The organism is Stenotrophomonas sp. Bg11-02 (assembly GCF_002836635.1).
GTDB lineage: Bacteria > Pseudomonadota > Gammaproteobacteria > Xanthomonadales > Xanthomonadaceae > Stenotrophomonas > Stenotrophomonas lacuserhaii.
In genome coordinates this window covers 79851-104944 of record NZ_PJAY01000061.1, presented here as the reverse complement: position 1 = coordinate 104944, position 25094 = coordinate 79851, and the positions used below count along the sequence as shown (strand labels likewise).

Below are 25094 nucleotides of genomic sequence, written 5' to 3'. Positions count from 1 at the left end.
TGCCGGCCGCGGGCCGGAACCCGCCGTTGATCCAGGAGTATCCATGAGCGAGAAGAAAGCCTATCCACTGCGCATCAACGCCGATGTCCTGGCCGCGACGCAGCGCTGGGCCGACGACGAGCTGCGCAGCCTCAACGCCCAGATCGAATACATGCTGCGCGATGCATTGCGCAAGGCCGGACGGCTGCCGAAACCCACCCCCTCGCAGGAGAGCAAGGAATGAACAGGAACCTGGGCAGGCGCGCGCCGCGCATGATGGTTGCCACCACGCTTTCGCTGCTGGCCGGGATCGCCAGCGCCGCCGAACCGGCGCAGGTGGCCACGCAATTGCTGGACCACCTTCAGGCCGGCCGCGTGCAGGACACCGCCGCCATGCTGACCCCGGCGATGACCGCTGCCGCCCCGGCTGATCGCCTGCAGACGCTGTGGAATTCACTGGGCGAGCTGCAGCAGCGCGGCCAGCCGACGGTGAGCGAGCAGCAGGGCATGCATCTGGTGGAGGTGCCGTTGCGCTTTGCCGCCGCGGCGGTCAATGCGCAGGTCGCAGTGGATGCACAGGACCGGGTCGCCGGCCTGCTGCTGCGCCCGGCAGCGGCCGAAAAGGCGGCTCCGCCACCGGCCGATGCGAACTACCGCGAGCTGGATTTCAGCGTGCCGCAGGCACGCGGCGCGTTGCCGGGCACGCTGGCCCTGCCCAACGGCAAGGGCCCGTTCCCGGCCGTGGTGCTGGTGCACGGATCCGGCCCGCAGGATCGCGATGAAACCATCGGCGCGAACCGGCCGTTCCTGGACATCGCGCGGGGCCTGGCCGCGCATGGCATTGCCGTGCTGCGTTATGACAAGCGCAGCAAGGCGCGGCCGCAGGATTTCCAGCAGCCGTTCGATGTCGACGACGAAACCACCGACGATGCAGTCGCCGCGTTGACCGCACTCGCTGCGGATCCGCGCATCGATGGCCAGCGTGTGTTCGTGCTTGGCCACAGCCAGGGCGGCATGCTCGCGCCCCGCATCGCCACGCGCTGGCCGCAGGCACGCGGCGCGATCCTGTGGTCCGCACCCGCGCGCAGCCTGCTGGACCTGCTGCCCGAACAGAACCACTACCTGTTGAACCTGGATGGCAGCATCAGCGCAGCGGAACAGGCGTTCCTGGACACCCTCGATACGCAGATCGCCGCGGCGCGCAGCGCCACACCGGCCGCCGCCAGCGCGCTGCCGTTGGGGGTGCCGCAGCACTTCTGGAAGAGCATTGAAGCGGTGGACGCACGTGCCGATGCCAAGGCCCTGCGCAAGCCGCTGCTGATGCTGCACGGCGGCCGCGATTTCCAGGTACCCGACACCGACTGGACGCTCTGGCAGGCGGCACTGCAGGGGCGCAGCGATGTGCAGTGGAAGCGCTACCCGTCGTTGAACCATATCGGGATCGCCGGCAGCGGCCCCGGTTCGCTGAAGGAGTACACCCAGCCTGGGCAGGTCGATCCGCAGCTGATCGACGACGCCGCACGCTGGATAGAGGCGCAGCGATGAGCGGCGGCAGTGATCCCCGCCGCTTCGCGGTCAGTGATGGCTCGCCACTGCGGCTGCTGTGGATCATCGCGCCGCTGCTGCTGTTCGTCGGCCTCACCTTCTATCCGCTGCGGCAGCCTGCCGAAGCCGGCGCGATGCCGTTCGCGGTCACGCTCACCCCGCCCTACTTCACCCTGCACGGCAGCGCGGCGTGGAGCCTGGCCATCGCCGCGCTGCTGACCGTGCTGCTGTGCTGGCTGTTCTACCGGCGCCGGGTGGAGCTGGATGGCAACACGCTGAGCGTCCATTCCACGTTCTACCGAAAGCGCACCCCGGTGCAGCAGATGGACCTGCCGAACGCCGCCGTGGTCGACCTCAAACAGGACCAGCGGCATGGCCTGCGGCACAAGATCAACGCCTACGGCATGCCGGGCTTCCATTCCGGACACTATCGCCTGCACGGCGGCGGCAAGGGTTTTGCGCTGGTGACCGACGTGCACCGCGTGCTGGTGATTCCGGTGCGCGACGGACCGACCCTGTTGCTGAGCCTGGCCGAACCGCAATCGCTGTTGGACGCGCTGCGCCGGGCCGCCACGCCTCCGGGCCGACCGCGCTAAGCTGGGCGCATGTCCAGATCCCTGCCCCTGCTGCTCAATACCGACGCCATCGAAGCGTGGCCGGCCGCGCTGCTGCGCGCCCGTGGCAACGCCGATGCTCGCCTGCTGGCACGTGCCCGTTGGGTGCTGCGACGCAAGCGCGATGGCCGCTACCTGGCTGCCATCTTCGACCACGGCGTGCACTCGCTGATTCCACACCTGCCACAGGAACCCGGTGCCGCCGAGGCACTGGACGCGCTGTCCTGGCTGAACCCGCAACGCGGCAGCGGGCCGCTGGAGCAGCGGCTGCTCTCACCCCACGGCCTGCACGAACGTCTGGAGCAGCTGGAACTGGACGCCGATGCGTATGCCGCCGACACCGGCCTGGCACTGGAAGCCGAGCCGGTGCTGCTGCATTTTGCCGGGCGCGACCGCTTCGGCCGGCCGCTGTGGCTGCGTCGCGGTGCAGCGCAGGCGTGGCGACGCATGCGCCTGCAGGCGGCACGTGAAGGCATCACGCTGGACGCGATTTCCGGTTACCGCAGCCACGATTACCAGCTGGGAATTTTCGAGCGCAAGCTGGCCCGCGGGCAGCGCGTGGCGGAGATCCTGAAGGTCAATGCCGCGCCCGGTTTCAGCGAGCACCATAGCGGAATGGCGCTGGACATCGGCACGCCCGGGGATCCGCCGGCCGAGGCGTCGTTTGAAGAGACCAGAGCGTTCGCGTGGCTGCAGGAACACGCTGGGGGGCATGGGTTCCGGATGAGTTATCCGCGCGGGAATCCGCATGGGATCGTGCATGAGCCGTGGCATTGGCGTTGGTGCGGGAGCTGAAGAGCGTGACGACCAACGGTCGTCACCCACCAACGGCTAAGAGCGTGACGACCAACGCCCGTCACTACCGGGTTGGTCAGTCCTGGGAGCGGTTGGTCTTGATGGCCGGGCCTTCGGTGAAATCGGCGATGCGCCACAGGTACAGGCTGGCGTAGGTGCGGTAAGGCGCCCACTTTTCACCGCGCAGGGCGAGCGCCTTCGGCGTTGGCATCAGTTCGGCCTTGTCCACGCGCTGGGCGCCCTTGCGGATGCCCAGGTCATCCAGCGGCAGAATGTCCGGGCGGCCCAGCCGGAACATCAGCATCATCTCCACCGTCCAGCGGCCGATGCCACGCACCGGCACCAGCGCCTGGATGATCGCCTCGTGTTCCATCACCGCCATCCGCCGCAGGCTGGGAATATCCCCGGCCGCTTCGCGCAGGGCCAGGTCCCGCAGCGCCAGTGTCTTGTTGCCCGATACCCCGCATGCACGCAGCGCGACGTCGTCGATACGACCCAGCGTGTCCGCATGCAGCCGGGTACTGCCGATGGCCGCCTCCACCCGCCCCACGATCGTCGAGGCGGCCTTGCCGCTGAGCTGCTGGAACAGGATCGCCCGTGCCAGCGCATCGACGGGATCAAACGGTTTGCGCCACCCCTGCGGCGCCGGCAACGGACCGAGGCGGCGCATCCACGCCGCCAGCCGGCGGTCACGCCGGGCGAGCCAGTCATGCGCCTGCCCCACGTCGAAACCACGCGCGAAGCGGGGCATGGCTCAGCGCCTCAGCGCATCGATGGCCACCAGCACCCAACCCAGCATCAGCGCCATGCCACCCACCGGCGCCAGCCGCGTGGACCACTGCCACAGCGCATTGCCAGCCAGGCTGCCAGCGAACAGCAGCGTGCCGAGCAGGATCACGTACAGCGCCAGCCGACCGAACGTGGCCGTGGCGCGCGGCCCCAACGCCGCCAGCACCGCGCCGTGGGCGAAGGCATACAGCGCGGCCATGTTGAGGTGCTGCTGGGCCAGCGGTTCGCCGACCCCGTGCGAGGCATAGGCGGACAGGCCGATGGAAGCCGCTGCCAGCAGCGCACCGAGGCAGGCCAGCAACGAAGGCCTGCGTGCGCGTCGATCAATCGCAAACATGTCCACTCCCTCCAGTCGTGCCAAAAAAAAACGCGCCGCAAGATGCGGCGCGTTTTTTGTTTTCTACGTTACATCAGCCGTCCAGATTTACTTGACGGCCCAGTAGATGTCATACGTGCCTTCCGGAGTGAAGGACTTCTGCACGCCACCATTCCAGGTTTCGTACGGACGGTCGATCACTTCGTTGCCGCCGGTCACCGACCATGCGCGCAGTGCATTGCGGGCAACGTCCAGGCCAGCCACGTGACCGGTGTAGGTCGCATGGGCCGAACGGTGCGGAGCAACGCGGACGTACTTCACCGGGGCGCCACCATCGATCTTGACCGCCAGCTCTTCGGCCGGCACGCCTTCGCTACCCTTCTTCTTCACCGGCTGGGCGACGTCGAAGGCGTACTTCTCGGCACCGAAATCGGTGGTGATGATGCGGAACGGGCCGACGGCTTCGAGGTCGTTGGCCTCCATCACGCGCTTGATCCATTCCTGGTTGTCAGCGATGGACTTGGTGATGGTGGCTTCGCCACGATCCACGTTGCCCGCAGTGACCACCAGCAGGTCTTCGGCCGGGACATCGACGATGGCCAGGTCGTTCAGCGGTGCTTCGGCGGTGCGGTAGTCCACGTTCGGCACGGTGGCCAGCATGTTCGCCATGCGCGACAGACCCATCTTCAGGTCGTCACCGATGTGGCGGCTGACGTACAGGCCGGCGTAACGACCGAACAGGTCGAAGCCATACTTGACGTTGTATTCCTGGGTGATCTTGACGTTGCGGCCATCCTTGCCGGTCGGCTCCAGGATGAAGGCAGTCGTCTTGTCATGACCCTTGGTGGCGTCTTCGATGGCGATGGCGACGCGCTTGTTCTGCTCGCTCTCGGTGATCTTCCAGGTGCCGTTGCCCAGGTCCTTGGACGTGTAGTCCAGGGTGGCGCCGACGCCGGCAGCCGGGCCGGAGAACTTCAGGTCGGTAGCGGGATCACGCAGCAGGAGGGGGTTCCAATCCTTGAAGCGACGCAGGCTGTTGACCGTGTCGTACACGATCGTCATCTTGCGGTTGGTCTCGATGCTTTCCGAAATATGGCGCTCGCCCGGGAGGACCACGCCAATGATGACGAACAGGCCAGCCACGATCCCCAAGGCGATCAGGAACTCGATAATACGGGTCATTCAGAAGTCTCCGGGGCCGATCCCACGGCCGGGTTGAGTGAAGCGAAGCGCCAATCCTAGCAGCTTCGTTGGCTTTGTTGATCTGGTTTGGACCACCGGTTTCCGCGTCGACAACCGATTTGTACAGACAAGGGGCCGAAGGGTAGCGCACATGGGCCACCCACCAGTAGGGGGCAGACGGAGGTTACCGGTCCATATTATCGGTAAACCCCCGCCGTTGAACGATTTTCAGACCAATTGAAGCTCGAATGCCTTGAGCACGGCACGGGTCCGGTCGCGCACGCCCAGTTTGGACAGGATATTGGACACGTGGTTCTTGATCGTGCCCTCGGCCACGCCCAGCGAATTGGCGATTTCCTTGTTGGAGAAACCACTGGCCATCAGCCGCAGGATCTCGGTTTCGCGGTCGGTCAGCGGATCCGGGCGGTCCAGGCTGACGAACTCGTTGCGCATGTGCTCCAGCCCGGACAGCAGCCGCTGGGTCACCGCCGGCTGCACCAGCGAACCGCCTTCGGACACGGTGCGGATGGCCCCCACCAGCTGGTCCAGGGTCACGTCCTTGAGCAGGTAGCCCTTGGCGCCGGCCTTCAGCCCGGCCAGCACCAGCTGGTCGTCGTCGAAGGTGGTCAGGATGATGGTCGGTGGCAGCTGCTCCAGCTTGGACAGCATCTGCAAGGCCTCCAGCCCGGACATGGCGGGCATGCGCATGTCCATCAGCACCACGTCCGGCTTGACCTGCGGAATGATCTCCACGGCCTGGCGCCCATCCGCCGCCTCGGCGATCACCTCGATGCCATCGTCCAACGCCAGCAGTGAGCGGATCCCCTGCCGCACCAGGGTTTGGTCGTCGACCAGGCAGACGCGAATCATCAACGAACTCCTTCAGGTGCGGTGCTCAGCGCCAACGCCGGGACACCAGGAACCGAGGCACGCAGGCGGAAGCCCTGTCCCCGGTGGGTTTCAATCTGCAGCTCGCCACCACATTGTTGCAGGCGCTCGCGCATTCCGCGCAGGCCGTTGCCCACCATGATGCCATCAGCGCCGTTTCCATCGTCACGCGCCTCCAGGCTGACCCCGCCGGCTTCGCGGCGGACGGTGATCCACAGGTTGCGCGCGCCGGCGTGGCGCACCGCATTGGTGATGATTTCCTGGGTGCAGCGCAGCAGCACGTGGGCCCGCTCGGGGTCTTCCACGTTCAGCGGACTGGGCACGTCCAGGTGGACGTCCAGCGAGGGCACGCGCTGGGTCAACGGGCGCAGCGCCGCCGCCAGGTCGATCGCCCCGCTGTCGCGCAGCTGGCTGACCGCCTCGCGCACGTCGGTGAGCAGCAGCTTGGCCAGGGTATGCGCCTGGTGCACGTGCTCCTGGGCCCGGCCCTCGGTGATGTGGCCGGCCACTTCCAGGTTCAGGCTGAGCGCGGTCAGGTGATGGCCCAGCAGGTCGTGCAGTTCGCGGGAGATCCGCGTGCGCTCGTTGACCCGCGCACTTTCAGCAAGCAGCACGCGGGTGGCGCGCAGTTCGGTATTGAGCTGTCGCTGCTCCTCGCGGGCGTCGGTCTGCTGCCGCGCGACCAGGCTGGTCACGAAGATGAACATGGAAAAGCCGCCATACAGCAGCGACTGCATGACTGCTTCGAACAACGGAAACCTCAGCAGTACGTAGTAGACAGGGGCCACCGCCAGCTGGCTGACCAGCAGCCACAGCACCCCATAGCGGGCCGGCAGCATCCACGGAATCACCCCGGCCGCCACCATCATCAGGATGCTGCCGAGCCCGGAACCGCTGAGGAAGCTCACCCCCAGCGCGGAAATGGTCAGCAGCACCAGCATGCCGCGATCAAGCCAGCTGGCATGGCCGCCGCTGCGCAGGTCGCGGGTCAGCCGGAAGTAGGCCCCACCGAATACCAGGTAGGCGGCGAACAACAGCACCGCCCCGCCGTTGTCGCTGGCCGGCCGACGCAGGTTCTCGATCTGCGAGTAAACCAGGGGAAGACCGACCATGACCCAGGTGAACAGGCCAGCCAGACGGAGGACACGGGTATGACTGAGGGCTCCCAACATCCCTGCATCTTAGGCTGAACCTGGCCTGCGTCACTCCCACGGAAGTCATGCCCCGGTTTCCCCCGGCAGCGCCCCCCCCATGCAATAATCAGTGGGAAGGGCCCGGCAACGGGCAGCATGCACCACCCCACGGAGTCTCAATGTCGATTGTCATCCGCGACGTGCGCGAGCATGAGCTCGATTCCGTCCTGGCCTTGAACAACAACGCCGGTCTGGCGATCCTGCCGTTGGACGCGCACCGGCTGCATCTGTTCTATGAAACCGCGGAGTATTTCCGCGTCGCCGAGCGCGACGGCAACCTGGCCGGGTTCCTGATCGGGTTCGGCAGTGAAAGCCAGCACGACAGCAGCAACTTCGCCTGGTTCAAGCAGCAGCTGCCCAGCAGCTTCTTCTATATCGACCGCATCGTGGTGGCCAGCCGCCGCCGCGGTGGTGGCGTGGGCCGGGCGTTCTACGCCGATGCGCAGAGCTATGCCGAACTGCGTTATCCGCAGATGACCTGCGAGGTCTTCCAGGACCATGGCGCCGATGCGGCGCTGCTTTTCCACGGCAGTTTCGGCTTCCGCGAACTGGGCCAGAACACCATGCCGCACGTGGATGTCCGCGCCAGCATGCTGGCCAAGGAACTGTGCAGCTATGCCTGGGTAAGTGACACCTACGGCGACAAGCTGCCGGACGTGGCATGGGCGCGTGGCCGGCAACGGCCCTCCCCCGCCCAGCAGTCGACGGGTACTTGAGGTGGCGGTGAACATGGATTACGAACAGGCCGGTGAACTGAAGATCGGCCAGGTAGGTATCGCCAACCTGCGCATCCGCACGATGGATGTGGAGCGCCTGGTGCAGGAAATGAACGAGCGGGTCAACCGCGCGCCCAAGCTGTTCGGACGCGCGGCGGTGATCCTTGATTTCGGCGGCCTGAGCCGCACCCCGGACGTGACCAGCGCCAAGGCGCTGCTGGACGGGCTGCGTGGCGCCGGCGTGCTGCCGGTGGCGCTGGCCTACGGCACCTCGGAGATCGAACTGCTGTCCCAGCAGCTGGGCCTGCCGCTGCTGGCCAAGTTCCGCGCACAGTACGAACGTGCAGACGCCGAGCCGGCCCCGCCCCGTGCAGCGCCCCCGGCGGCTCCCGCGCGCGAACCGCGCCGCGCCGCGCCCGCTGTCGCCGCACTGGCCGCCGCGCCGGCCCCGGGTGAAGTCCCCAAGCCGGGCCGCATGCAGCTGGCCAACGTGCGTTCGGGCCAGCAGCTGTACGCTGAAAACTGCGACCTCACGGTGATGGGCACGGTCGGCGCGGGCGCCGAAGTGATCGCCGATGGCAGCATCCATATTTACGGCACCCTGCGCGGACGCGCGCTGGCCGGTGCCCAGGGCAATACCGCGGCGCGTATTTTCTGCCGCGATTTCCATGCCGAACTGGTGGCCATTGCCGGCCACTACAAGGTATTGGACGATGTACCGGACAACCTGCGCGGCAAGGCCGTGCAGGTCTGGCTGGAACAGGACCAGATCAAGATCGCTGCGCTGGATTGACTTTGTCGCAGCCCCAACCAGAACAAGAGCAGGAGAAGTCCTTTGGCTGAAATCATCGTAGTCACCTCCGGCAAGGGCGGCGTCGGCAAGACCACCACCAGCGCAAGCCTTGCCTGCGGCCTGGCACGTCGTGGCAAGAAGGTGGCGGTGATCGACTTCGACGTCGGCCTGCGCAACCTCGACCTCATCATGGGCTGCGAGCGCCGCGTGGTGTACGACTTCGTCAACGTCGTGCACGGCGAAGCCACCCTCAAGCAGGCCCTGATCAAGGACAAGCGCTTTGACAACCTGTATGTGCTGGCTGCCTCGCAGACTCGCGACAAGGATGCGCTGACCCAGGAAGGCGTGGGCAAGGTCCTGAAGGACCTGGCCGCCGATGGCTTTGAATATGTCATCTGCGATTCGCCGGCCGGCATTGAAAAGGGCGCGTTCCTGGCCATGTATTTCGCCGACCGCGCCGTGGTGGTGGTGAACCCGGAAGTATCTTCGGTGCGCGACTCCGACCGCATCATCGGCCTGCTGGATTCGAAGACCCACAAGGCCGAGAACGGCCATGACGTGCCGGCCTTCCTGCTGCTGACCCGCTACACCCCGGTGCGCGTGGAAGCCGGCGAGATGCTGAGCATCACCGACGTGGAAGAAGTGCTGGGCCTGAAGGCGATCGGCGTGATTCCCGAATCCGGCGATGTGCTCAATGCCTCCAACAAGGGCGAACCGGTCATCCTGGACGGCGAGTCACCGGCCGGCCAGGCCTATGACGATGCCGTCGCGCGCATCATGGGCGAAGACCGCCCGATGCGCTTCACCGCCGTGGAGAAGAAGGGCTTCTTCAGCAAGCTGTTCGGAGGGTAAGCATGGGCCTGTTCGATTTCCTGAAAGCCAAGAAGACCACCGCCGAGACAGCGAAGAACCGCCTGCAGATCATCATCGCGCAGGAGCGCAGCCACCGCGGCGGTCCCGATTATCTGCCGCTGATGCAGCGCGAGCTGCTGGAAGTGATCCGCAAGTACGTCAACATCGATGTCGATGCGGTCAAGGTCGACCTGGTCAAGGACGGGCAGCACGACGTGCTGGATATCTCCGTCGCCTTGCCGGAAGGGCCTGAAAAGCCCTGATCCCCCGCCCTGCCCGCGCCAGCCGCGGGCGGGGTTTCTGCTCGATGCCATGAACGAACCCGCCCCCGAACCATCGGTCACCCGCGTCGGCGACATCGCCTTCGACGATGCCGCGCGCCTGCTGTCCGGGCATGGCCTGCACCTGCACCACGTGGCCGCCGGGGCGCCGATTCCCGGCAGTTACTGGGGCGAGCCCGAAGCGGGCATCATCGCCAGCGATGTCTACGTGCGCGATGACACGCCCGTGCATTCGATGCTGCACGAAGCCTGCCACCTGATCGTGCTGCCGCCGGAGCGGCGTGCGCTGGTGCATACCGACGCCACTGATTCGGTGCCCGAAGAAGATGCGACCTGCTACCTGCAGATCGTGCTGGCGGCGGAGCTGCCGGGGGTGGGCAGCGCGCAGCTGATGGCGGACATGGATGCGTGGGGGTACACGTACCGCTTGGGCTCCACGCAGGCGTGGTTCGAGCACGACGCGGAAGACGCGCGCGCGTGGTTGGTCGAGCGGGGGTTGTTGGTCGGCTGAGCTGTGCTTCGAGTTACGTGGGCTGCGAGCGCGCGGGCGGGCCAGCTCAGCGCGACCGTTGGGGAAAAAGAAGAGCAAGAGCGGTAGCGCCGAGCCATGCTCGGCGGCTCTTTGCTGACGGCCACGGATGGACTCCGCCGAGCACGGCTCGGCGCTACCTGCTTCTGCTTTTTTCTTTTCCCCTCCCCGGCGCGATGCCGGCTCGCCGGGGGAGGCGGGGGTCGGCGGGACACTGAGCCGCATGGATGCGGCGATGCAGCCTACAAGGACGTACTTGCGGCGTGTCCTGCAGACCCCACCCGCCCGGCGCCAACGCCGACGCCCTTCGCCCGCAACAAACCTACAACGTCTTCCGTGCCGGAATCAGCAGGTTTCCGAACAACAACCCCGCCACCAGCGCCATCACCACGTTCAACACGGTCAGGAACACCCCCTGCCCCGCCCCGACATCCTGCTGCTGCACCAGCGTCAGCACCCCGCGCAGGCTGGTACTTCCCGGCACCATCATGATGATGCCCGGGAGGCGGATGATCGCTCCCGGCCGCTGCACCAGCCGTCCAAACAGGTTGCCCGCCGCCGTCAGCAGCATCGCCGAAAGGAAGATGCCCGCCGGCGCACCCCACGCGTGCCCGGCGAATTTGGAAATCGCATAGCCGGCCACGCAGGCCGCCAGCACCCACGGAAAATCGCGCCGACTCGCCTTGAACAGCATCGCGAAGGCGACCGCCGCGATCAGCAGCGCCGACCACTCCACCCACGCGCCCTGCGGCCGCGAGGCGCGCACCACCGGGTCCAGCCCGATCACATCGGCCAGCGTCACCGCGATCATCGCGCCCACCGTCAGCTTCATGATGGTGGTCAGCGCCCCCGCCACCCGCGCCGTGCCGGACACCCAGTGCTGGCTGGCCAACTCGTTCACCGCATTGGTCAGGGACATACCCGGCAGCAGGATCACCAGCGAGGCGATCACCACGGTATTGAGGTTGAGCGCGCCCACGTAGGTGGCCACCAGCGTGGCGACCAGCCCCGCCAACAGCGCCGCCAGCGCTTCACTGGCCTCCTTGGTCGCCGCGCGTTGGCCGGTCCAGCGCCCCAGCAGGCCGATCAGCAGCCCGATCGCGCCAGCGGTGGCAATGTCCAGCCACGGCAGTTTCCACAGACCGGCCACGCCGGCCGCGCCCAGGCTGTAGGACAACACTTCCTTGACCTTTCCGCGCAGCCCGGGATCAGCGTCCAGCTGGCGCAGCGCGGTGTGTCCTTGGGCCAGGCTCATCCGGCCGTTTGCGACATCTTCGGCGATGCGATCTGCGACGCTGAGTTTATGCAGATCGTTTTCGCCAGGTGCCAGCCGGATCACGCGGGTGATGTCGCTGGAACCAATCGCCTTGGCCGGATCGCTGAAGCTCAGAATGATCCCGGTCGGATTCGACCAGGGCTCGCAATCCAACCCCAACTGCTGGGCCAGGGCCACCACGGCAGCCTCCAGGCGCTGGGCGGTGGTGCCGTAACTGTGCAGGCGCCCGGCGATCTCACAGACGAACGCCACGCGCTGCGCATAGGTGGCGGGGGGCGAGGCTATCGGGGAGGCGTCTACAGGCATGCGCGGTAGTATTACCCAGCCCCGGCCCGTGCAGAAGGACATTCGGACAGGACCTACGCTGCATGCGACATGCACACGCTATGCTGCATCCTTGATGCCGACCATGACCTCCGACCAGAATCCCCGGATCGAACGCGATGCCAATGAACCGGGCCGCATCCGCCTGTCCGGTCGTTGGACGCTGCACACCGCCCTGCAGGCCGCCGAGGTGCTGCGCGAGGTCCCCGAGGGACTGACCGCCATCGACGCCACCGGCATCGAACAACTGGATTCGGCCGGCGTGCTGCAACTGCTGCGCGTGGCCCACCGCGCAGACCTGGGGCAGGACGCGCTGCAGTTCCGCGAAGACCACCAGGCGCTGGTCTGCACCATCGAAGAAGTCGCCGACGACCGGCCCAAGCCGAAACGGGATTTCGGCGTGCTGGCCGCGCTGGACCGGCTTGGCCGCAGCATGCACGCGACCGGCCAGAACATCGTGGCGCTGGCCAGCTTCCTCGGCGAAAGCCTGGTCAAGGGCGCGCGCCTGCTGAAGGAGCCGCGCCGTTTCCGCCTGACCGCCACCGTGCACCAGATGGAGCAGGTCGGGCTGGATGCGGTGCCGCTGGTGGCCCTGCTTTCCTATCTGGTCGGTGCGGTGATCGCCTTCCTCGGTTCGACGATCCTGCGCGACTTCGGCGCGGAGATCTACGTGGTCGAGCTGGTCAGCATCGCCTTCCTGCGCGAGTTCGCCGTGCTGCTGACCGCGATCGTGCTGGCCGGCCGTACCGCCAGCGCGTTCACCGCGCAGATCGGTGCGATGAAGGCGCGCGAGGAAATCGACGCGATGAAGACGCTCGGCCTGGATCCGATGGACCTGCTGGTGCTGCCGCGCATCGTCGCGCTGCTGGTCACCCTGCCGCTGCTGACCTTCATCGCGATGGTCGCCGGCCTGGCCGGCGGCATCACGGTGGGCGCGTTCGACCTGGATATCCCGCCGCAGATGTACATCGCGCGCATGTACGACACGATGGAAGTACGCAACATGCTGGTCGGCCTGGCCAAGGCACCGGTGTTCGCGCTGGTGATCGGCCTGATCGGCTGCCTGGAAGGCTTGAAGGTGGAGGGTACCGCGCAGTCGGTGGGCGAGCGCACGACCTCCAGCGTGGTCCAGGCCATTTCCCTGGTGATCATCCTCGACGCCTTCGCTGCGTTGTGGTTCATGCAGATGGGCTGGTGACGGTGAACGAAGAACGCAGCCACGAAATCCACGACGCCCCCGGCGAGGACGAATCGAAGCTGGCCATCCGCGTGCGCGGGCTGGTCAACCGTTTCGGCAGCCAGACCGTGCACGAAGACCTGGACCTGGACGTGCGGCGCGGCGAGATCCTCGGCGTGGTCGGCGGCTCGGGCACCGGCAAGTCGGTGCTGATGCGCTCCATCCTCGGCCTGCGCAACCCGGATGAAGGGCAGATCGAAGTGCTGGGGCGCGATGCGCGCGGTGGCGACAGCGAAAGCCGCCTGCACATCCAGCGCAATACCGGCGTGCTGTTCCAGGATGGCGCGCTGTTTTCTTCCCTGACCGTCGGCGAGAACGTGCAGGTGCCCCTGAAGGAACACCATCGCGAGCTGCCCGAGCGCTGGCATTACGAGCTGGCGTTGCTGAAGGTGAAGCTGGCGGGCCTGCCCGCCGATGCGATCAACAAGCTGCCTTCGCAGTTGTCAGGCGGCATGCGCAAGCGCGCCGGGCTGGCCCGTGCGCTGGCACTGGACCCGCCGCTGCTGTTCCTGGACGAACCCACGGCCGGGCTGGACCCGATCGGTGCGGCCGCGTTCGACCGCCTGATCAAGACCCTGCAGGAAGCGCTGGGGCTGACTGTCTTCCTGATCACACACGATCTGGACACCCTTTATGCCATCTGTGACCGGGTGGCCGTGCTGGCCGACCGCAAGGTGGTCGCCAACGCGCCGCTGGCCGACATCGAGAAACTGGACCATCCGTGGATCCAGGAATATTTCCACGGACCCCGCGCACGTGCTGCGCGCGGCGAACAGACCGAGAGTGCCTGAGTCATGGAAACCAAAGCCAACTACGTGCTGATAGGCGCGTTCACCCTGATCACCGGCCTGGCCCTGCTGGCCTTCGGCCTGTGGGCAGCCAAGTATTCGTCCGACCGCACCTGGCAGGAATACCGCGTGGTATTCCGCGAGGCGGTCACCGGCCTGACCGTGGGCAGCCCGGTGCAGTACAACGGCATCGCGGTGGGGTCGATCATCGAGCTCAACCTGGTGCCGGATGACCCGCGCCAGGTGGTGGCCAAGATCCGCCTCAACTCGACCACGCCGGTCAAGACCGATACCCGTGCCAAGCTGGCGATCACCAGCCTGACCGGCCCGTCGATCATCCAGCTCAGTGGCGGCACGCCGCAGTCGCCGACGCTGACCTCGGTCAACCGCGATCCCGCGCCGATCATCCCGACCACGCCTTCGGCCCTGCAGAACATCACCGACGTGGCCAACCGCATCGTCGAGCGCATGGACCAGGTGCTGAGCGACCGCAACGTGGCCGCGATCAATGCCACGCTGGCCAATATCGAATCGATCAGTGGCGGGCTGGCCGACCAGAAACAGGGCACCCAGGCGCTGCTGCTCAGCGCGCGCAATGCCGCGCGCAGCCTGGACGAGACCCTGAAGACCACCAACGGGACCATCCAGCGACTGGACCAGAACCTGGTACAGGAGCTGCCGGGCATCATCGAAAAGCTGGACGCCACCATGACCAAGATGGATTCGGCGGCGGGCAATGCCAATTCGATCCTCGGCGAGAACCGGGCGGCCATCAACAGCTTCGCCAGCGACGGCCTGGGCCAGCTCGGCCCGACCCTGACCGAACTGCGCGGCCTGATCCGCGACCTGCGCCGGGTCAGCGACCGCCTTGAGAACAATCCCGCGCGCTACCTGCTGGGCCGCGACGCACCGAAGGAGTTCGAACCCGAATGAAGCGCATGCCCTCCCTGTCCGTGACGCGCCTGCTGCTGCCGGCTGCCCTGCTGGCCACCCTGGCCGGTTGTTCGATCCTGTCCAGCGGTGATCGCAACGCAGTGACGATCTACTCCCCGGCCGTACAGGTGAAGGTGGATCCGTCCTGGCCGACCGTGGCCTGGCAGCTGGTGCTGTCCAAGCCGAGCGCCACGCGCATGGTCGACAGCCCGCGCATCAACGTGCGGCCGAGTCCTTCGGAGCTGGAAATCTACGCTGGCGCGACCTGGGCGCAGCCAGCCACCGACATGATCGAAGACGCCCTGCTGCGCGGTTTCGAGGATTCCGGCCGGATCGCCGGCGTCGGGCGGGCCGCTGCGGGTATCCGCGCTGATTACCGCCTTGCGACCGACATCCGCCGTTTTGAATCGGATTACCGCGGCCAACCCACGCCGACCGTGGTCATCGAAATCAACGCCAAGCTGATCCATGTGGTGGACCAGCGCGTGGTGATCGACCGCACGTTCCGCCAGGAACAGCCGGTGGGATCGACCGACGTGCCAGCGGTGACCGCCGCCTTCGAGAAGGGGCTGAATGCCCTGACCGCCGATGTGGTGGGCTGGGCGCTGAGTAGTGGGCAGAAGGATACGGACCGCGGTTCGCTGCGCTGATTGGCTGGTGCGTCGGTCGCGCCGGCCGCTGGCCGGCGGCTCTTGGCCGGCGATGTCATAATCCGGGCCAGCCTGCCCCGTGACCTTGCCGATGCCACTTTCCACGTCCATTGCCGTCTGCACGTACAACGGCGAGCGCTTCCTGCAGGAGCAGCTGGACAGCCTGCTGCGACAGACCCAACGTCCGGACCAGATCGTGATCCGCGATGATGTCTCCAGCGACGGTACGCTGGACATCCTGCGCGCGTTCTTGCCGGCTGCTGAAGCAATGGGCATCATGGTTGACCTGCAGGTAAACCCTGAGAACGTCGGCTATCGGCTGAACTTCGATGGCGCACTGCGTGCCTGCACCGGCGAGGTGATCTTCCTCTGCGACCAGGATGATGTCTGGCATGCGGACAAGCTGGAGCGGTTCTGTGCCGAGTTCGAAAGACGCCCCAATCTGCTGGCGCTGCATAGTGATGCGCGGTTGATTGATGGGGAGGGGAACGTCCTTCCGCGGCGCCTTTTTCGTTCGCTGGGAGTGGGTACACGCCAGATGCGGCGGATGCATCGCGGTGCTGGACTCGACCTCTTGTTGCAGCGCGACCTTGTGACGGGCGCCACCTTGGCACTCCGCAAAAGTATTCTGCGGGACGCGCTCCCCCTTCCTCCCTCGGGATGGGTACACGACGCGTGGCTTGCCACGCTGGCCGCCATTATCGGAACGATCGACAGCGTGGAGCGCCCGTTGATCGACTACCGGCTGCATGACGGCAACCAGCTCGGCTTGGGCGGCAATGATCCTTTATCGCGCCAAGCGAGGCGACAGAAGCATCTTGAGCAGGATCTCTCCGAAGTTCTGCTCGCACGTCTACGCGCACTGCATGTGCCGGAACCCCTTCAGAAACTCATCGAGCGCAAGAAGCGCCATATCGCCAAGCGCTGCAACCTGTCGCGATCCTTTATCAAGCGGGTTCCTGTGGTCATGGGCGAACTGCTGTCGGGCAACTACGGTCGCTTCGGGCGCGGGCTGCTGTCCGCTTCGATCGATCTGGTACGCCGCTGATCTGCTGAGAAGTTCCTGGTCAGTTCCGGATCCAACGGAAGGTTAGATTGATGCGCTCCCCGTGCACGCGCGAGGATTTCGGCAACGCATGCTGGTAGTGGGCCTGCGTGCTGCTGGCCATCACCAGCAGGTCCCCATCGGCAAGCAGGAACTCTGCCTTGGCCGCGTGCTGGTCTCGACGGCGCAGCAGGAAGCGGCGCGCAGCGCCCAGGCTGAGTGAAGCAATCACCGGCTGCGGCCCCAGTTCCGGCTCGTCATCGCTGTGCCAACCCATGCTGTCGGTCCCGCTGCGGTAACGGTTGAGCAGCACGCTGTTGAAGCGCGTTCCCAGCTCCTCCTGCAATCGCTCACGAATGGGCAACAGCACGTCCGCCCACGGATGCGGTAGGAAGTCCGCACCGGAATAGCGGTAACGCGCATCCGCATCGCCCATCCAGCAACTCAGCCGCGGTGAATCCACCAACCGCCCGAACATCCGGATCCGGTGCACTTCCCATGGAATCTCCCGCAGCAACGCTGCCTGCAGGGCCCCTGCCTGCGCACGAGGCAGCCACCCCGCAAGGTGGCGCACATCGGCATCAGGCAGGTCCTGCGGGAACAGCGCGGCCATCAGCTTCGCTTGAACGCCACGCCGGTCTTTTCTACCAGCTCTGCTTCTTCAACGCCCGGTGCGGTTTCCACCAGCACCAAGCCATCGCCGGTGACATCGAACACGGCCAGATCGGTGATGATGCGATCCACCACGCCGACACCGGTCAGCGGCAGCGAACATTCCTTGAGGATCTTGTGCTCGCCGTTCCTGGCGGTGTGCTCCATCAGCACCACCACGCGCTGCACGCCGGCCACCAGGTCCATCGCGCCGCCCATGCCCTTGACCATCTTGCCCGGCACCATCCAGTTGGCCAGGTCGCCGCTGTCGGTGACCTGCATCGCGCCGAGGATCGCCAGGTTGACGTGGCCGCCGCGGATCATCGCGAAGCTGTCATCGCTGCCGAAATAACTGGCGCCCGCACGCGCGGTAACGGTCTGTTTGCCTGCGTTGATCAGGTCCGGATCGATCTCCGCCTCGGTGGGGAACGGGCCGATGCCGAGCAGACCGTTCTCCGACTGCAGCCAGACATCCACGCCCTCGGGAATGTGGTTGGCGACCAGGGTCGGCAGTCCGATGCCCAGGTTCACGTACGCACCATCGGTCAATTCACGCGCAGCGCGCGCCGCCATTTCGTCACGGGTCCAGGCCATGTCAGTTCGCCTCCTGGCGCACGGTGCGTTGTTCGATGCGCTTTTCGGGCGTGGGGTTGTGCACGATGCGGTGCACGTAGATACCGGGCAGGTGCACCTGGTCCGGGTCGATGCTGCCGACCGGCACCACCTCTTCCACCTCGGCGATGCAGACCTTGCCGGCCATCGCGCAGGCCGGGTTGAAGTTGCGCGCGGTACGCCGGAACACCAGGTTGCCCGCTTCGTCGGCCTTCCACGCTTTGACCAATGCCACATCGGCGCACAGCGCGGTTTCCATCACGTAGTGGCGGCCGTCGAACTCTCGCGTTTCCTTTCCCTCGGCCACCACCGTGCCGTACCCGGTAGCGGTGAAGAACGCCGGAATGCCGGCCCCACCGGCGCGCAGGCGCTCGGCCAGGGTGCCCTGCGGGTTGAATTCCAGTTCAAGTTCGCCGGCCAGGAACTGGCGCTCGAACTCCTTGTTCTCGCCCACGTAGGAAGAGATCATCTTCCGGATCTGGCGGGTCGCCAGCAGCTGGCCAAGGCCGAAACCGTCCACGCCAGCATTATTGGAAATCACCGTCAGGCCGTTGACCCCACTGTCGCGCAACGCGGCGATCAGCGCCTCCGGGATACCACACAGGCCGAAACCGCCGACCGCCAAGGTCTGGCCATCGGCGACCACGCCCTGCAGGGCGAGCGCCGCGCTGGCATATCGTTTATCGCGCTTGCTGCCGGTACCAGAACTATCCATTGCGTTGCTGTCCCACACGGTAAGGATGACGGCATTCTACCGGCACCCCGGTGCCCGGCTGGGGTGCGGCGCAGCATTTGCCGCAGTGGGCACAGCTCGTAAACTGGCTGTCCCGGTCACGCCTGCATCCCGATGTGCGGCCAGATACCGCCCTGTTGGAAAGACCGCTGATGTCCGTCCTGTTCAATGATATTGATCTGCATCGCTGGCTCGACGAGCGCACGATCCGCAAGGCGGCCGGCTACCTGGACAGCGTATATGACCTGCGCACGGAGGGGGACCTGCTGCGCGCCAACGTGGGCGGAACTGCCCCCCAGCCTTATCGGGTAACGATCAACCTCAAGGCCAGCCTTCGTAGCCCAGACAGCCGCCTCAACGGCCGCTGCAGCTGCCCGGTGGGTGACAACTGCAAGCATGTGGCCGCGGTCATGTTGTGTGCCCTGCACGGGCCGGATGAGGATAGCGAAGACGAGAAAATCGAGGCGCCGTTACCGCAGCACGCGCAACCGGTTCGCGCCGAGCTGCTCACCCGTCTGTCCGAATGGCATGCTCAGCACGCTGCACGCGCGGGGTCGAGCAAAGCAAAGCAGAACCCGAAGAGCATTGCGTTCGTGCTTTCCGTATTCCAGTTCCGCCTCGGCATCCATGCGTACAGGATGCGGAAGACGGCAGACGGCGCGCTGGAGCGCGAGAAGCGGTTTGACATCACCCCGGAGCTGGTCATCGATCCCCCCGGCTACGTGTCGCAACAGGACATCGCCGTTCTCGGGCAGCTGTGGTTGCGCCAGCAGCGCAAGGGCGGCCGACGTGTAGCCGTGCAGCCGTTGCTGGACATGATCCTGGCCTCCGGCCATGGCTGGGTACAGCACCCCGGCACGAGGGAGTTGCTGCCCCTGCGCGCGGGCCCCGCTCGCGCAGGCCACCTGGAGTGGAAGGCGGCCGACAGCCAGCTGGGCGTATGCTCCCGACCGGTGCTGCAGGTGGACGGGAACGCCGACGGGGCGGTGGAAGATCAGTGCGCCTGTTATCTGGACGAGAGAACCGGCGAGACGGGTCCGCTGCAACTGGCGGTGGCCAGCCCCGACGCCGATGCCTTCCTTGGGCTGCCGCCGTTGCTGCCCGACGAGCATTCCCTTACCGCGCAGATGCTCCAGCAGCTGGATCCTGCCCTGCCCCTGCCGCCGGCCACCGCCGATGCGATGCCCATCGCCCAGGTGGATGGCATGGTCCCGCACCTGATGCTGCATACCGAAGAGCAACAGCAGACGTGGGGCGCGCGAAGAGGTCAGATGCAGCGGCTGGATTTCGCCACGGTCTCCTTCGCCTACGGCGACAATTTCAAGCACCTCGATGACCCCTCGCGCTTCGTGCGGGGTGCGGACGGAACGATCGAGCTGCTGCCACGCGATACGGCCGAAGAGGCCAGGCGGGAAAACGAGTTGCGCAGCAGTGGACTTCATCGCCACCCGCAGTCGCCAGCGCTGCTCAGCGGGGCCGGGCCCCACTTCCACCTGCGCTCCTACGACTGGGGCAGCTTCATGCTGCGCGAGCTGCCCCGGCTGCAGGAACTGGGGTGGGTGGTCACCGTCCCGGAGGATTTCCGGCACCGCATCACCGTGGTGGACAGCGTGCTCTGGGACGTGCAGCCCGATGACTCAGGCGCTGGCTGGCTGGACGTAGCGCTGGACATCGAAATCGATGGCCAGACGGTGCCGCTGGCACCGATGCTGGCGCAATTGCTGCAGACCGATCCGCGCTGGACGCGGGGCGCGCTGGATGCCATCGACGACGAGGAGCGCATCCTGATCGCCTCCCCCACGGCAGGAGCGCTGTCATTCCAGGCGGGGCGGCTGAAGCCCGTCGTGACCCTGCTCGGCGACCTGTTTGGCAACGGCGCTGGGCCCCTGCGTGTTTCCGCACGCGACAGGGGTCGCCTGCAGACCCTGCAACAGTCCGGAAGCCTGCAGCTGCGCGGCGCCACCGATACCGGCGCGATGGTCCAGCGGCTGTTGCAGGAACCCACGCCACAACCGGTTGCAGCACCCGTCGGGCTGGCTGCCGCCTTGCGGCCTTATCAACAGGACGGGCTGGCGTGGCTGCAGTACCTGCGCCAACAGCAGCTGGGCGGCATCCTGGCCGATGACATGGGACTGGGCAAGACGCTGCAGACCCTGGCGCACGTGTTGCTGGAAAAGGAAGCGGGGCGGCTGGACCGGCCCGCGCTGGTGGTCATGCCGACATCCCTGCTGTTCAACTGGCAGCAGGAGGCCGCGCGTTTCGCACCCGGTCTGCGCGTGCTGGTCCTGCATGGCCCTGCCCGAGAGACGCTGTTCGAACAGATTCCCGCCCACGACCTGGTGCTGACCACCTATCCGCTGGTGTGGCGGGATGAGGCCGCGCTGCAGGCGCATGCCTATCACCTGCTGATCCTCGACGAAGCCCAGCAGGTAAAGAACGCCAAGGCACGCGCGGCGATCACCCTGCGCACGCTGCAGAGCCGGCACCGGCTGTGCCTGACCGGCACGCCGCTGGAAAACCACCTGGGCGAGCTGTGGACGCATATCGACTTTGTCCTGCCGGGCCTGCTTGGCAGCGAGAAAACCTTCAACCTGCATTGGCGTCATCCGATCGAGCGCAGCGGTGACGGCCAACGCGCGCAGCTGCTGGCGCAGCGGGTGCGACCATTCATCCTGCGTCGACGCAAGGACCAGGTAGCGACGGAGCTGCCGCCCAAGACCGTGATCACCCGCCACGTGTCATTGGAGGGTGGCCAGCGCGACCTGTACGAGACAGTGCGATCGGCGATGCAGGAGAAGGTGCGCGAGGCCGTCGCCGGCAAAGGAATGGCCAAGAGCCACATCGTCGTGCTCGATGCACTGCTGAAGTTGCGCCAGGTCTGCTGCGACCCACGCCTGCTGCCCGGCGAGGCCACGCCGCGCACGCAGGGTTCGGCCAAGCTTGACTTGCTGTTGACGCTGTTGCCGGAGATGGTGGAGGAAGGACGCCGCATCCTGGTGTTCTCCCAGTTCACGCGCATGCTGGAGCTGATCGCGCAGGCGCTGGACAAGAGCGGACTGGCATTCGTCACCCTGACCGGCGACACCCGTGACCGGGCCACCCCGGTGCGCCGGTTCATGCAGGGAGAGGTGCCCATCTTCCTGATCAGCCTGAAGGCGGGCGGTGTCGGCCTGAATCTGACAGCCGCCGATACCGTGATTCATTTCGACCCCTGGTGGAACCCGGCGGCCGAAAACCAGGCCAGCGACCGGGCGCACCGGATCGGACAGGACAAGCCGGTCTTCGTGTACCGCCTGATCGCTGCCGGCAGCATCGAGGAGCGGATCAGCGAACTTCAGCAGCGAAAGGCGGCGCTGGCCGACTCGATCCTGGAAAATGGCGGCGCGGCGGCACCCGGCTTCAGCGAGGAGGACCTGCAGGCGTTGCTGGAGCCGCTGCCGGGGGTGTCGGCGAAGAAGGGTAAGGGGAAGCCGAAGCGCAGTCATGAATGACGCGCGGCGGTGCTGGTGCATGCGGCCCTGACAACGATTCCCATACACATGGGCGTATAAACTAAGCGGCTGGACCCCCCAATGGAGTGACCGATGCCCCTGCCCGCCTTCAAGGCCTATGACATCCGCGGCCGCGTGCCGGACGAACTGAACGAAGACCTGGCCCGGCGCATCGGCGTGGCACTCTCGGACCAGCTGGAGCCAGGAACCGTGGTCGTCGGCCACGACGTGCGCCTGACCAGCGCGGCGCTGCAGGATGCGCTGGTCGTCGGACTGCGCGGCGCAGGCCGCGAGGTCATCGACATCGGCCTGTGCGGTACCGAGGAAGTCTATTTCCAGACCGACCACCTGGGCGCGGCTGGCGGCGTGATGGTGACCGCCAGCCATAACCCTATGGATTACAACGGCATGAAGCTGGTGCGCGAGAAAGCGCGCCCGATCAGTTCCGATACCGGCCTGTTCGCTATCTCCGATGCGGTGGCAGCCGATACCGCAGCTGCCCTGCCGCCCAAGGCCGGCCAGAGCGAGCAGCACGACAAGAGCGCCTACGTCGCGCACCTGCTGTCCTACGTTGACGTTGCTGCGCTGAAGCCACTGAAAGTGGTGGTCAATGCGGGCAACGGCGGCGCCGGTGCGATCGTCGATCTGCTGGCGCCACACCTGCCGCTGCAGTTCATCCGGGTCAACCACGAGCCGGACGGCAATTTCCCCAACGGCATCCCCAACCCGCTGCTGCCGGAAAACCGCGCCGCCACCGCCGAAGCGGTGCGTGAGCATGGCGCCGACTTCGGCATCGCGTGGGACGGCGACTTCGACCGTTGCTTCTTCTTCGACCACACCGGCCGTTTCATCGAAGGCTATTACCTTGTCGGCCTGCTGGCCCAGGCCGCGCTGAAGCGTCACCCGGGCGGCAAGGTCGTGCACGATCCGCGCCTGGTCTGGAACACGGTGGAGATGGTCGAGCAGGCCGGTGGCATCCCGGTGCTGTGCAAGAGCGGCCACGCTTTCATCAAGGAAAAGATGCGCGGTGAGGATGCCGTGTACGGCGGCGAAATGAGCGCCCATCACTACTTCCGCGAGTTCGCCTACGCTGACTCCGGGATGATCCCCTGGCTGCTGATCGCCGCGCTGGTTTCCGAAAGCGGCCGCTCGCTGGCCGACTGGGTTGAAGACCGCATGGCGGCCTATCCGTGCAGCGGCGAAATCAACTTCAAGGTGGCCGATGCGAAGGTATCGGTGGCACGCGTGATGGACCACTTCGCCTCGCATGCACCCGCGCTGGACCACACCGACGGCATCAGTGCCGATTTCGGCGACTGGCGCTTCAACCTGCGCAGCTCCAACACCGAGCCGTTGCTGCGGTTGAATGTCGAAACGCGCGGCGATGCGGCCCTGCTGCAGTCGCGTACCGACGAAATCTCTTCGCTGCTGCAACAGTAACCCGGGATGTCCGTATCCATGAACAGCATCCAGCCCGTCATCCTGTCCGGTGGTTCCGGCACGCGCCTGTGGCCCTTGTCGCGCGAGGCGTATCCGAAGCAGTTCCTGCCACTGGCCAGCGAGCTGACCATGCTGCAGGCCACCTGGAAGCGCGTCCAAGCCATCGCCGCGCGCGGGCCGTTGGTCATCGCCAACGAGGAGCATCGCTTCGTCGCCGCAGAGCAGCTGCAGCAGGTGGGTGCAGAGCCCGCCGCGATCATCCTGGAACCGGTCGGCCGCAATACCGCGCCGGCCATCGCGGTTGCCGCGCTGGAGGCCACCCGCGATGGCGCGGATTCGTTGCTGCTGGTGCTGCCCTCGGACCATGTGATCAGCGACGACGCCGCCTTCCTGCGCGCGGTAGAGCAGGCAGCGGGCGCTGCCGAAGCCGGCAAGCTGGTGACCTTCGGCATCGTGCCTACCGGCCCGGAAACCGGCTACGGCTACATCAAGGCGGCCGCCGGCGAAGGCGCCCGAGCGGTCGAGCGGTTCGTCGAAAAGCCGGACCTCGCCACGGCAACCGATTACGTTGCCAGCGGCCAGTACTACTGGAACAGCGGCATGTTCCTGTTCAAGGCATCGCGTTACCTGCAGGAACTGGAACGCTTCCAGCCGGCTATGCTGGCGGGCAGCCGCGACGCCTGGAGCAAGGCACGACGTGACGCCGACTTCACCCGTCTGGACAAGGACGCATTCACTGCCGTTCCTTCTGATTCCATCGATTACGCGGTGATGGAGAAGACTGCCGATGCGGTGGTGGTGCCGCTGGATGCCGGCTGGAACGACGTCGGATCGTGGACCGCGCTACGCGACGTATCGCAGCAGGATGGCGATGGCAACGCGCACCAGGGCGATGTGATCGCGATCGACTGCCGCAACACGTATGCCTACGGTCAACGCCTGGTGGCGATGGTCGGACTGGATGACGTGATCGTCGTGGAAACCGACGATGCGGTGCTGGTCGGCAAGGGCGACCGCATGCAGGAGGTCAAGGCCGTGGTTGCGCAGTTGAAGGCCGAAGGACGCAGCGAAGCGACCTGGCACCGCAAGGTATACCGCCCGTGGGGCGCCTACGATTCCATCGACAACGGCGCACGTTTCCAGGTCAAGCGCATCACCGTCAAGCCCGGTGGCACGCTGAGCCTGCAGATGCACCATCACCGCGCCGAACACTGGATCGTGGTGAGCGGCACGGCCGAGGTCACCCGCGGTGAGGAAGTGCTGCTGCTCAGCGAAAACCAGAGCACCTACATCCCGCTCGGCGTCACCCACCGCCTGCGTAATCCGGGACGCCTTCCCTTGGAGCTGATCGAGGTGCAGTCCGGCAGCTACCTTGGCGAAGACGATATCGTGCGATTTGAAGATACTTACGGTCGGCAGTAGCCGACCGTAAGTCCACGCAT

General features: G+C 66.2%; 26 protein-coding genes. 17 read left to right on the top strand and 9 right to left on the bottom strand.

What is annotated here, in order from left to right; all coding sequences use genetic code 11:
* Positions 1-43 precede the first annotated feature (43 nt).
* From CXG43_RS12335 to CXG43_RS12320, 4 genes are read left to right on the top strand one after another with little or no spacing between them, the layout of a single operon-like run.
* Positions 44-223, top strand: a complete 180-nt coding sequence (locus CXG43_RS12335; RefSeq protein ID WP_057508857.1) for a hypothetical protein — start codon at positions 44-46, stop codon at positions 221-223.
* Positions 220-1524: an alpha/beta fold hydrolase gene (locus CXG43_RS12330; protein ID WP_232767774.1), complete on the top strand. Its 1305-nt coding sequence runs from the start codon at positions 220-222 to the stop codon at positions 1522-1524. Before CXG43_RS12335 ends, CXG43_RS12330 begins: the two co-directional genes overlap by 4 nt.
* Positions 1521-2120, top strand: a complete 600-nt coding sequence (locus tag CXG43_RS12325) for a PH domain-containing protein (protein WP_101100199.1) — start codon at positions 1521-1523, stop codon at positions 2118-2120. The genes CXG43_RS12330 and CXG43_RS12325 overlap by 4 nt, the downstream gene beginning before the upstream one ends.
* A gap of 9 nt (positions 2121-2129) precedes the next feature.
* Entirely contained in the window at positions 2130-2933 is an 804-nt protein-coding gene (locus CXG43_RS12320) for a M15 family metallopeptidase (RefSeq protein ID WP_101100198.1), read from the top strand.
* A gap of 76 nt (positions 2934-3009) precedes the next feature.
* On the opposite strand, the gene CXG43_RS12315 is transcribed toward CXG43_RS12320, so the two are convergent.
* From CXG43_RS12315 to CXG43_RS12295, 5 genes are all read right to left on the bottom strand, one after another.
* Positions 3010-3684, bottom strand: coding sequence for a DNA-3-methyladenine glycosylase (locus tag CXG43_RS12315; protein WP_101100197.1), 675 nt, complete (start codon positions 3682-3684; stop codon positions 3010-3012).
* 3 nt (positions 3685-3687) lie between these two features.
* The gene (locus CXG43_RS12310; RefSeq protein ID WP_101100196.1) at positions 3688-4059 is read right to left on the bottom strand and encodes a DUF423 domain-containing protein; all 372 of its coding nucleotides are present in this window, start codon (positions 4057-4059) and stop codon (positions 3688-3690) included.
* An 87-nt stretch (positions 4060-4146) separates the two neighbouring features.
* Entirely contained in the window at positions 4147-5220 is a 1074-nt protein-coding gene (locus CXG43_RS12305) for an SRPBCC family protein (RefSeq protein WP_101100195.1), read from the bottom strand.
* 228 nt (positions 5221-5448) lie between these two features.
* Positions 5449-6090 (bottom strand): response regulator transcription factor, encoded by a 642-nt coding sequence (locus CXG43_RS12300; RefSeq protein ID WP_042615166.1) that lies wholly within the window; start codon positions 6088-6090, stop codon positions 5449-5451.
* On the bottom strand, positions 6090-7280 hold the full coding sequence (locus CXG43_RS12295; RefSeq protein WP_042615167.1) for a sensor histidine kinase: 1191 nt from the start codon (positions 7278-7280) through the stop codon (positions 6090-6092). The genes CXG43_RS12300 and CXG43_RS12295 overlap by 1 nt, the downstream gene beginning before the upstream one ends.
* Before the next feature lie 140 nt (positions 7281-7420).
* On the opposite strand from CXG43_RS12295, the gene CXG43_RS12290 reads away from it, so the two are divergent.
* From CXG43_RS12290 to CXG43_RS12270, 5 genes are read left to right on the top strand one after another with little or no spacing between them, the layout of a single operon-like run.
* Positions 7421-8017 carry a GNAT family N-acetyltransferase gene (locus CXG43_RS12290; RefSeq protein WP_101100194.1) on the top strand — a complete coding sequence of 199 codons (597 nt, stop codon included), beginning with the start codon at positions 7421-7423 and terminating at the stop codon, positions 8015-8017.
* A gap of 13 nt (positions 8018-8030) precedes the next feature.
* Positions 8031-8810: a septum site-determining protein MinC gene (minC, locus tag CXG43_RS12285; RefSeq protein WP_101100280.1), complete on the top strand. Its 780-nt coding sequence runs from the start codon at positions 8031-8033 to the stop codon at positions 8808-8810.
* Positions 8811-8852: 42 nt separating this feature from the next.
* A complete protein-coding gene (minD, locus tag CXG43_RS12280; protein ID WP_042615169.1) occupies positions 8853-9662 on the top strand; it encodes a septum site-determining protein MinD in 810 nt (269 codons plus the stop codon).
* A gap of 2 nt (positions 9663-9664) precedes the next feature.
* The gene (gene minE / locus CXG43_RS12275; protein ID WP_042615170.1) at positions 9665-9925 is read left to right on the top strand and encodes a cell division topological specificity factor MinE; all 261 of its coding nucleotides are present in this window, start codon (positions 9665-9667) and stop codon (positions 9923-9925) included.
* 49 nt (positions 9926-9974) lie between these two features.
* Positions 9975-10454: a hypothetical protein gene (locus CXG43_RS12270; protein WP_101100193.1), complete on the top strand. Its 480-nt coding sequence runs from the start codon at positions 9975-9977 to the stop codon at positions 10452-10454.
* Positions 10455-10794: 340 nt separating this feature from the next.
* On the opposite strand, the gene CXG43_RS12265 is transcribed toward CXG43_RS12270, so the two are convergent.
* Positions 10795-12054 (bottom strand): threonine/serine exporter family protein, encoded by a 1260-nt coding sequence (locus tag CXG43_RS12265; protein ID WP_101100192.1) that lies wholly within the window; start codon positions 12052-12054, stop codon positions 10795-10797.
* A gap of 103 nt (positions 12055-12157) precedes the next feature.
* Between CXG43_RS12265 and CXG43_RS12260 the strand changes: the two genes are divergently transcribed.
* The 5 genes from CXG43_RS12260 (at position 12158) to CXG43_RS12240 (ending at position 16728) form a co-directional block, all read left to right on the top strand.
* Entirely contained in the window at positions 12158-13270 is a 1113-nt protein-coding gene (locus CXG43_RS12260; RefSeq protein ID WP_101100191.1) for an MlaE family lipid ABC transporter permease subunit, read from the top strand.
* Between the two features lie 2 nt (positions 13271-13272).
* Positions 13273-14100, top strand: coding sequence for an ABC transporter ATP-binding protein (locus CXG43_RS12255; protein WP_198551434.1), 828 nt, complete (start codon positions 13273-13275; stop codon positions 14098-14100).
* A 3-nt stretch (positions 14101-14103) separates the two neighbouring features.
* Positions 14104-15030, top strand: a complete 927-nt coding sequence (locus tag CXG43_RS12250; protein WP_042613801.1) for an MlaD family protein — start codon at positions 14104-14106, stop codon at positions 15028-15030.
* A gap of 5 nt (positions 15031-15035) precedes the next feature.
* Complete coding sequence (locus tag CXG43_RS12245; RefSeq protein WP_101100278.1) at positions 15036-15680, top strand: ABC-type transport auxiliary lipoprotein family protein; 645 nt, start codon at positions 15036-15038, stop codon at positions 15678-15680.
* A 91-nt stretch (positions 15681-15771) separates the two neighbouring features.
* The gene (locus CXG43_RS12240; protein WP_101100190.1) at positions 15772-16728 is read left to right on the top strand and encodes a glycosyltransferase family 2 protein; all 957 of its coding nucleotides are present in this window, start codon (positions 15772-15774) and stop codon (positions 16726-16728) included.
* Positions 16729-16747: 19 nt separating this feature from the next.
* Here the strand turns inward: CXG43_RS12240 and CXG43_RS12235 are convergent, their stop codons facing one another.
* From CXG43_RS12235 to CXG43_RS12225, 3 genes are read right to left on the bottom strand one after another with little or no spacing between them, the layout of a single operon-like run.
* On the bottom strand, positions 16748-17338 hold the full coding sequence (locus CXG43_RS12235) for an alpha-ketoglutarate-dependent dioxygenase AlkB (RefSeq protein ID WP_101100189.1): 591 nt from the start codon (positions 17336-17338) through the stop codon (positions 16748-16750).
* Complete coding sequence (locus CXG43_RS12230; RefSeq protein ID WP_101100188.1) at positions 17338-17970, bottom strand: CoA transferase subunit B; 633 nt, start codon at positions 17968-17970, stop codon at positions 17338-17340. Before CXG43_RS12230 ends, CXG43_RS12235 begins: the two co-directional genes overlap by 1 nt.
* 1 nt (position 17971) lies before the next feature.
* The gene (locus CXG43_RS12225; RefSeq protein ID WP_101100187.1) at positions 17972-18703 is read right to left on the bottom strand and encodes a CoA transferase subunit A; all 732 of its coding nucleotides are present in this window, start codon (positions 18701-18703) and stop codon (positions 17972-17974) included.
* 170 nt (positions 18704-18873) lie between these two features.
* On the opposite strand from CXG43_RS12225, the gene CXG43_RS12220 reads away from it, so the two are divergent.
* The 3 genes from CXG43_RS12220 to CXG43_RS12210 all read left to right on the top strand — a co-directional run bounded on the left by CXG43_RS12220 (position 18874) and on the right by CXG43_RS12210 (position 25074).
* Positions 18874-22212, top strand: a complete 3339-nt coding sequence (locus CXG43_RS12220; RefSeq protein WP_198551433.1) for an SNF2-related protein — start codon at positions 18874-18876, stop codon at positions 22210-22212.
* Between the two features lie 93 nt (positions 22213-22305).
* The gene (locus CXG43_RS12215; protein WP_101100186.1) at positions 22306-23652 is read left to right on the top strand and encodes a phosphomannomutase; all 1347 of its coding nucleotides are present in this window, start codon (positions 22306-22308) and stop codon (positions 23650-23652) included.
* Positions 23653-23670: 18 nt separating this feature from the next.
* The gene (locus CXG43_RS12210) at positions 23671-25074 is read left to right on the top strand and encodes a mannose-1-phosphate guanylyltransferase/mannose-6-phosphate isomerase (protein ID WP_101100185.1); all 1404 of its coding nucleotides are present in this window, start codon (positions 23671-23673) and stop codon (positions 25072-25074) included.
* The last annotated feature ends 20 nt before the right edge of the window (positions 25075-25094 follow it).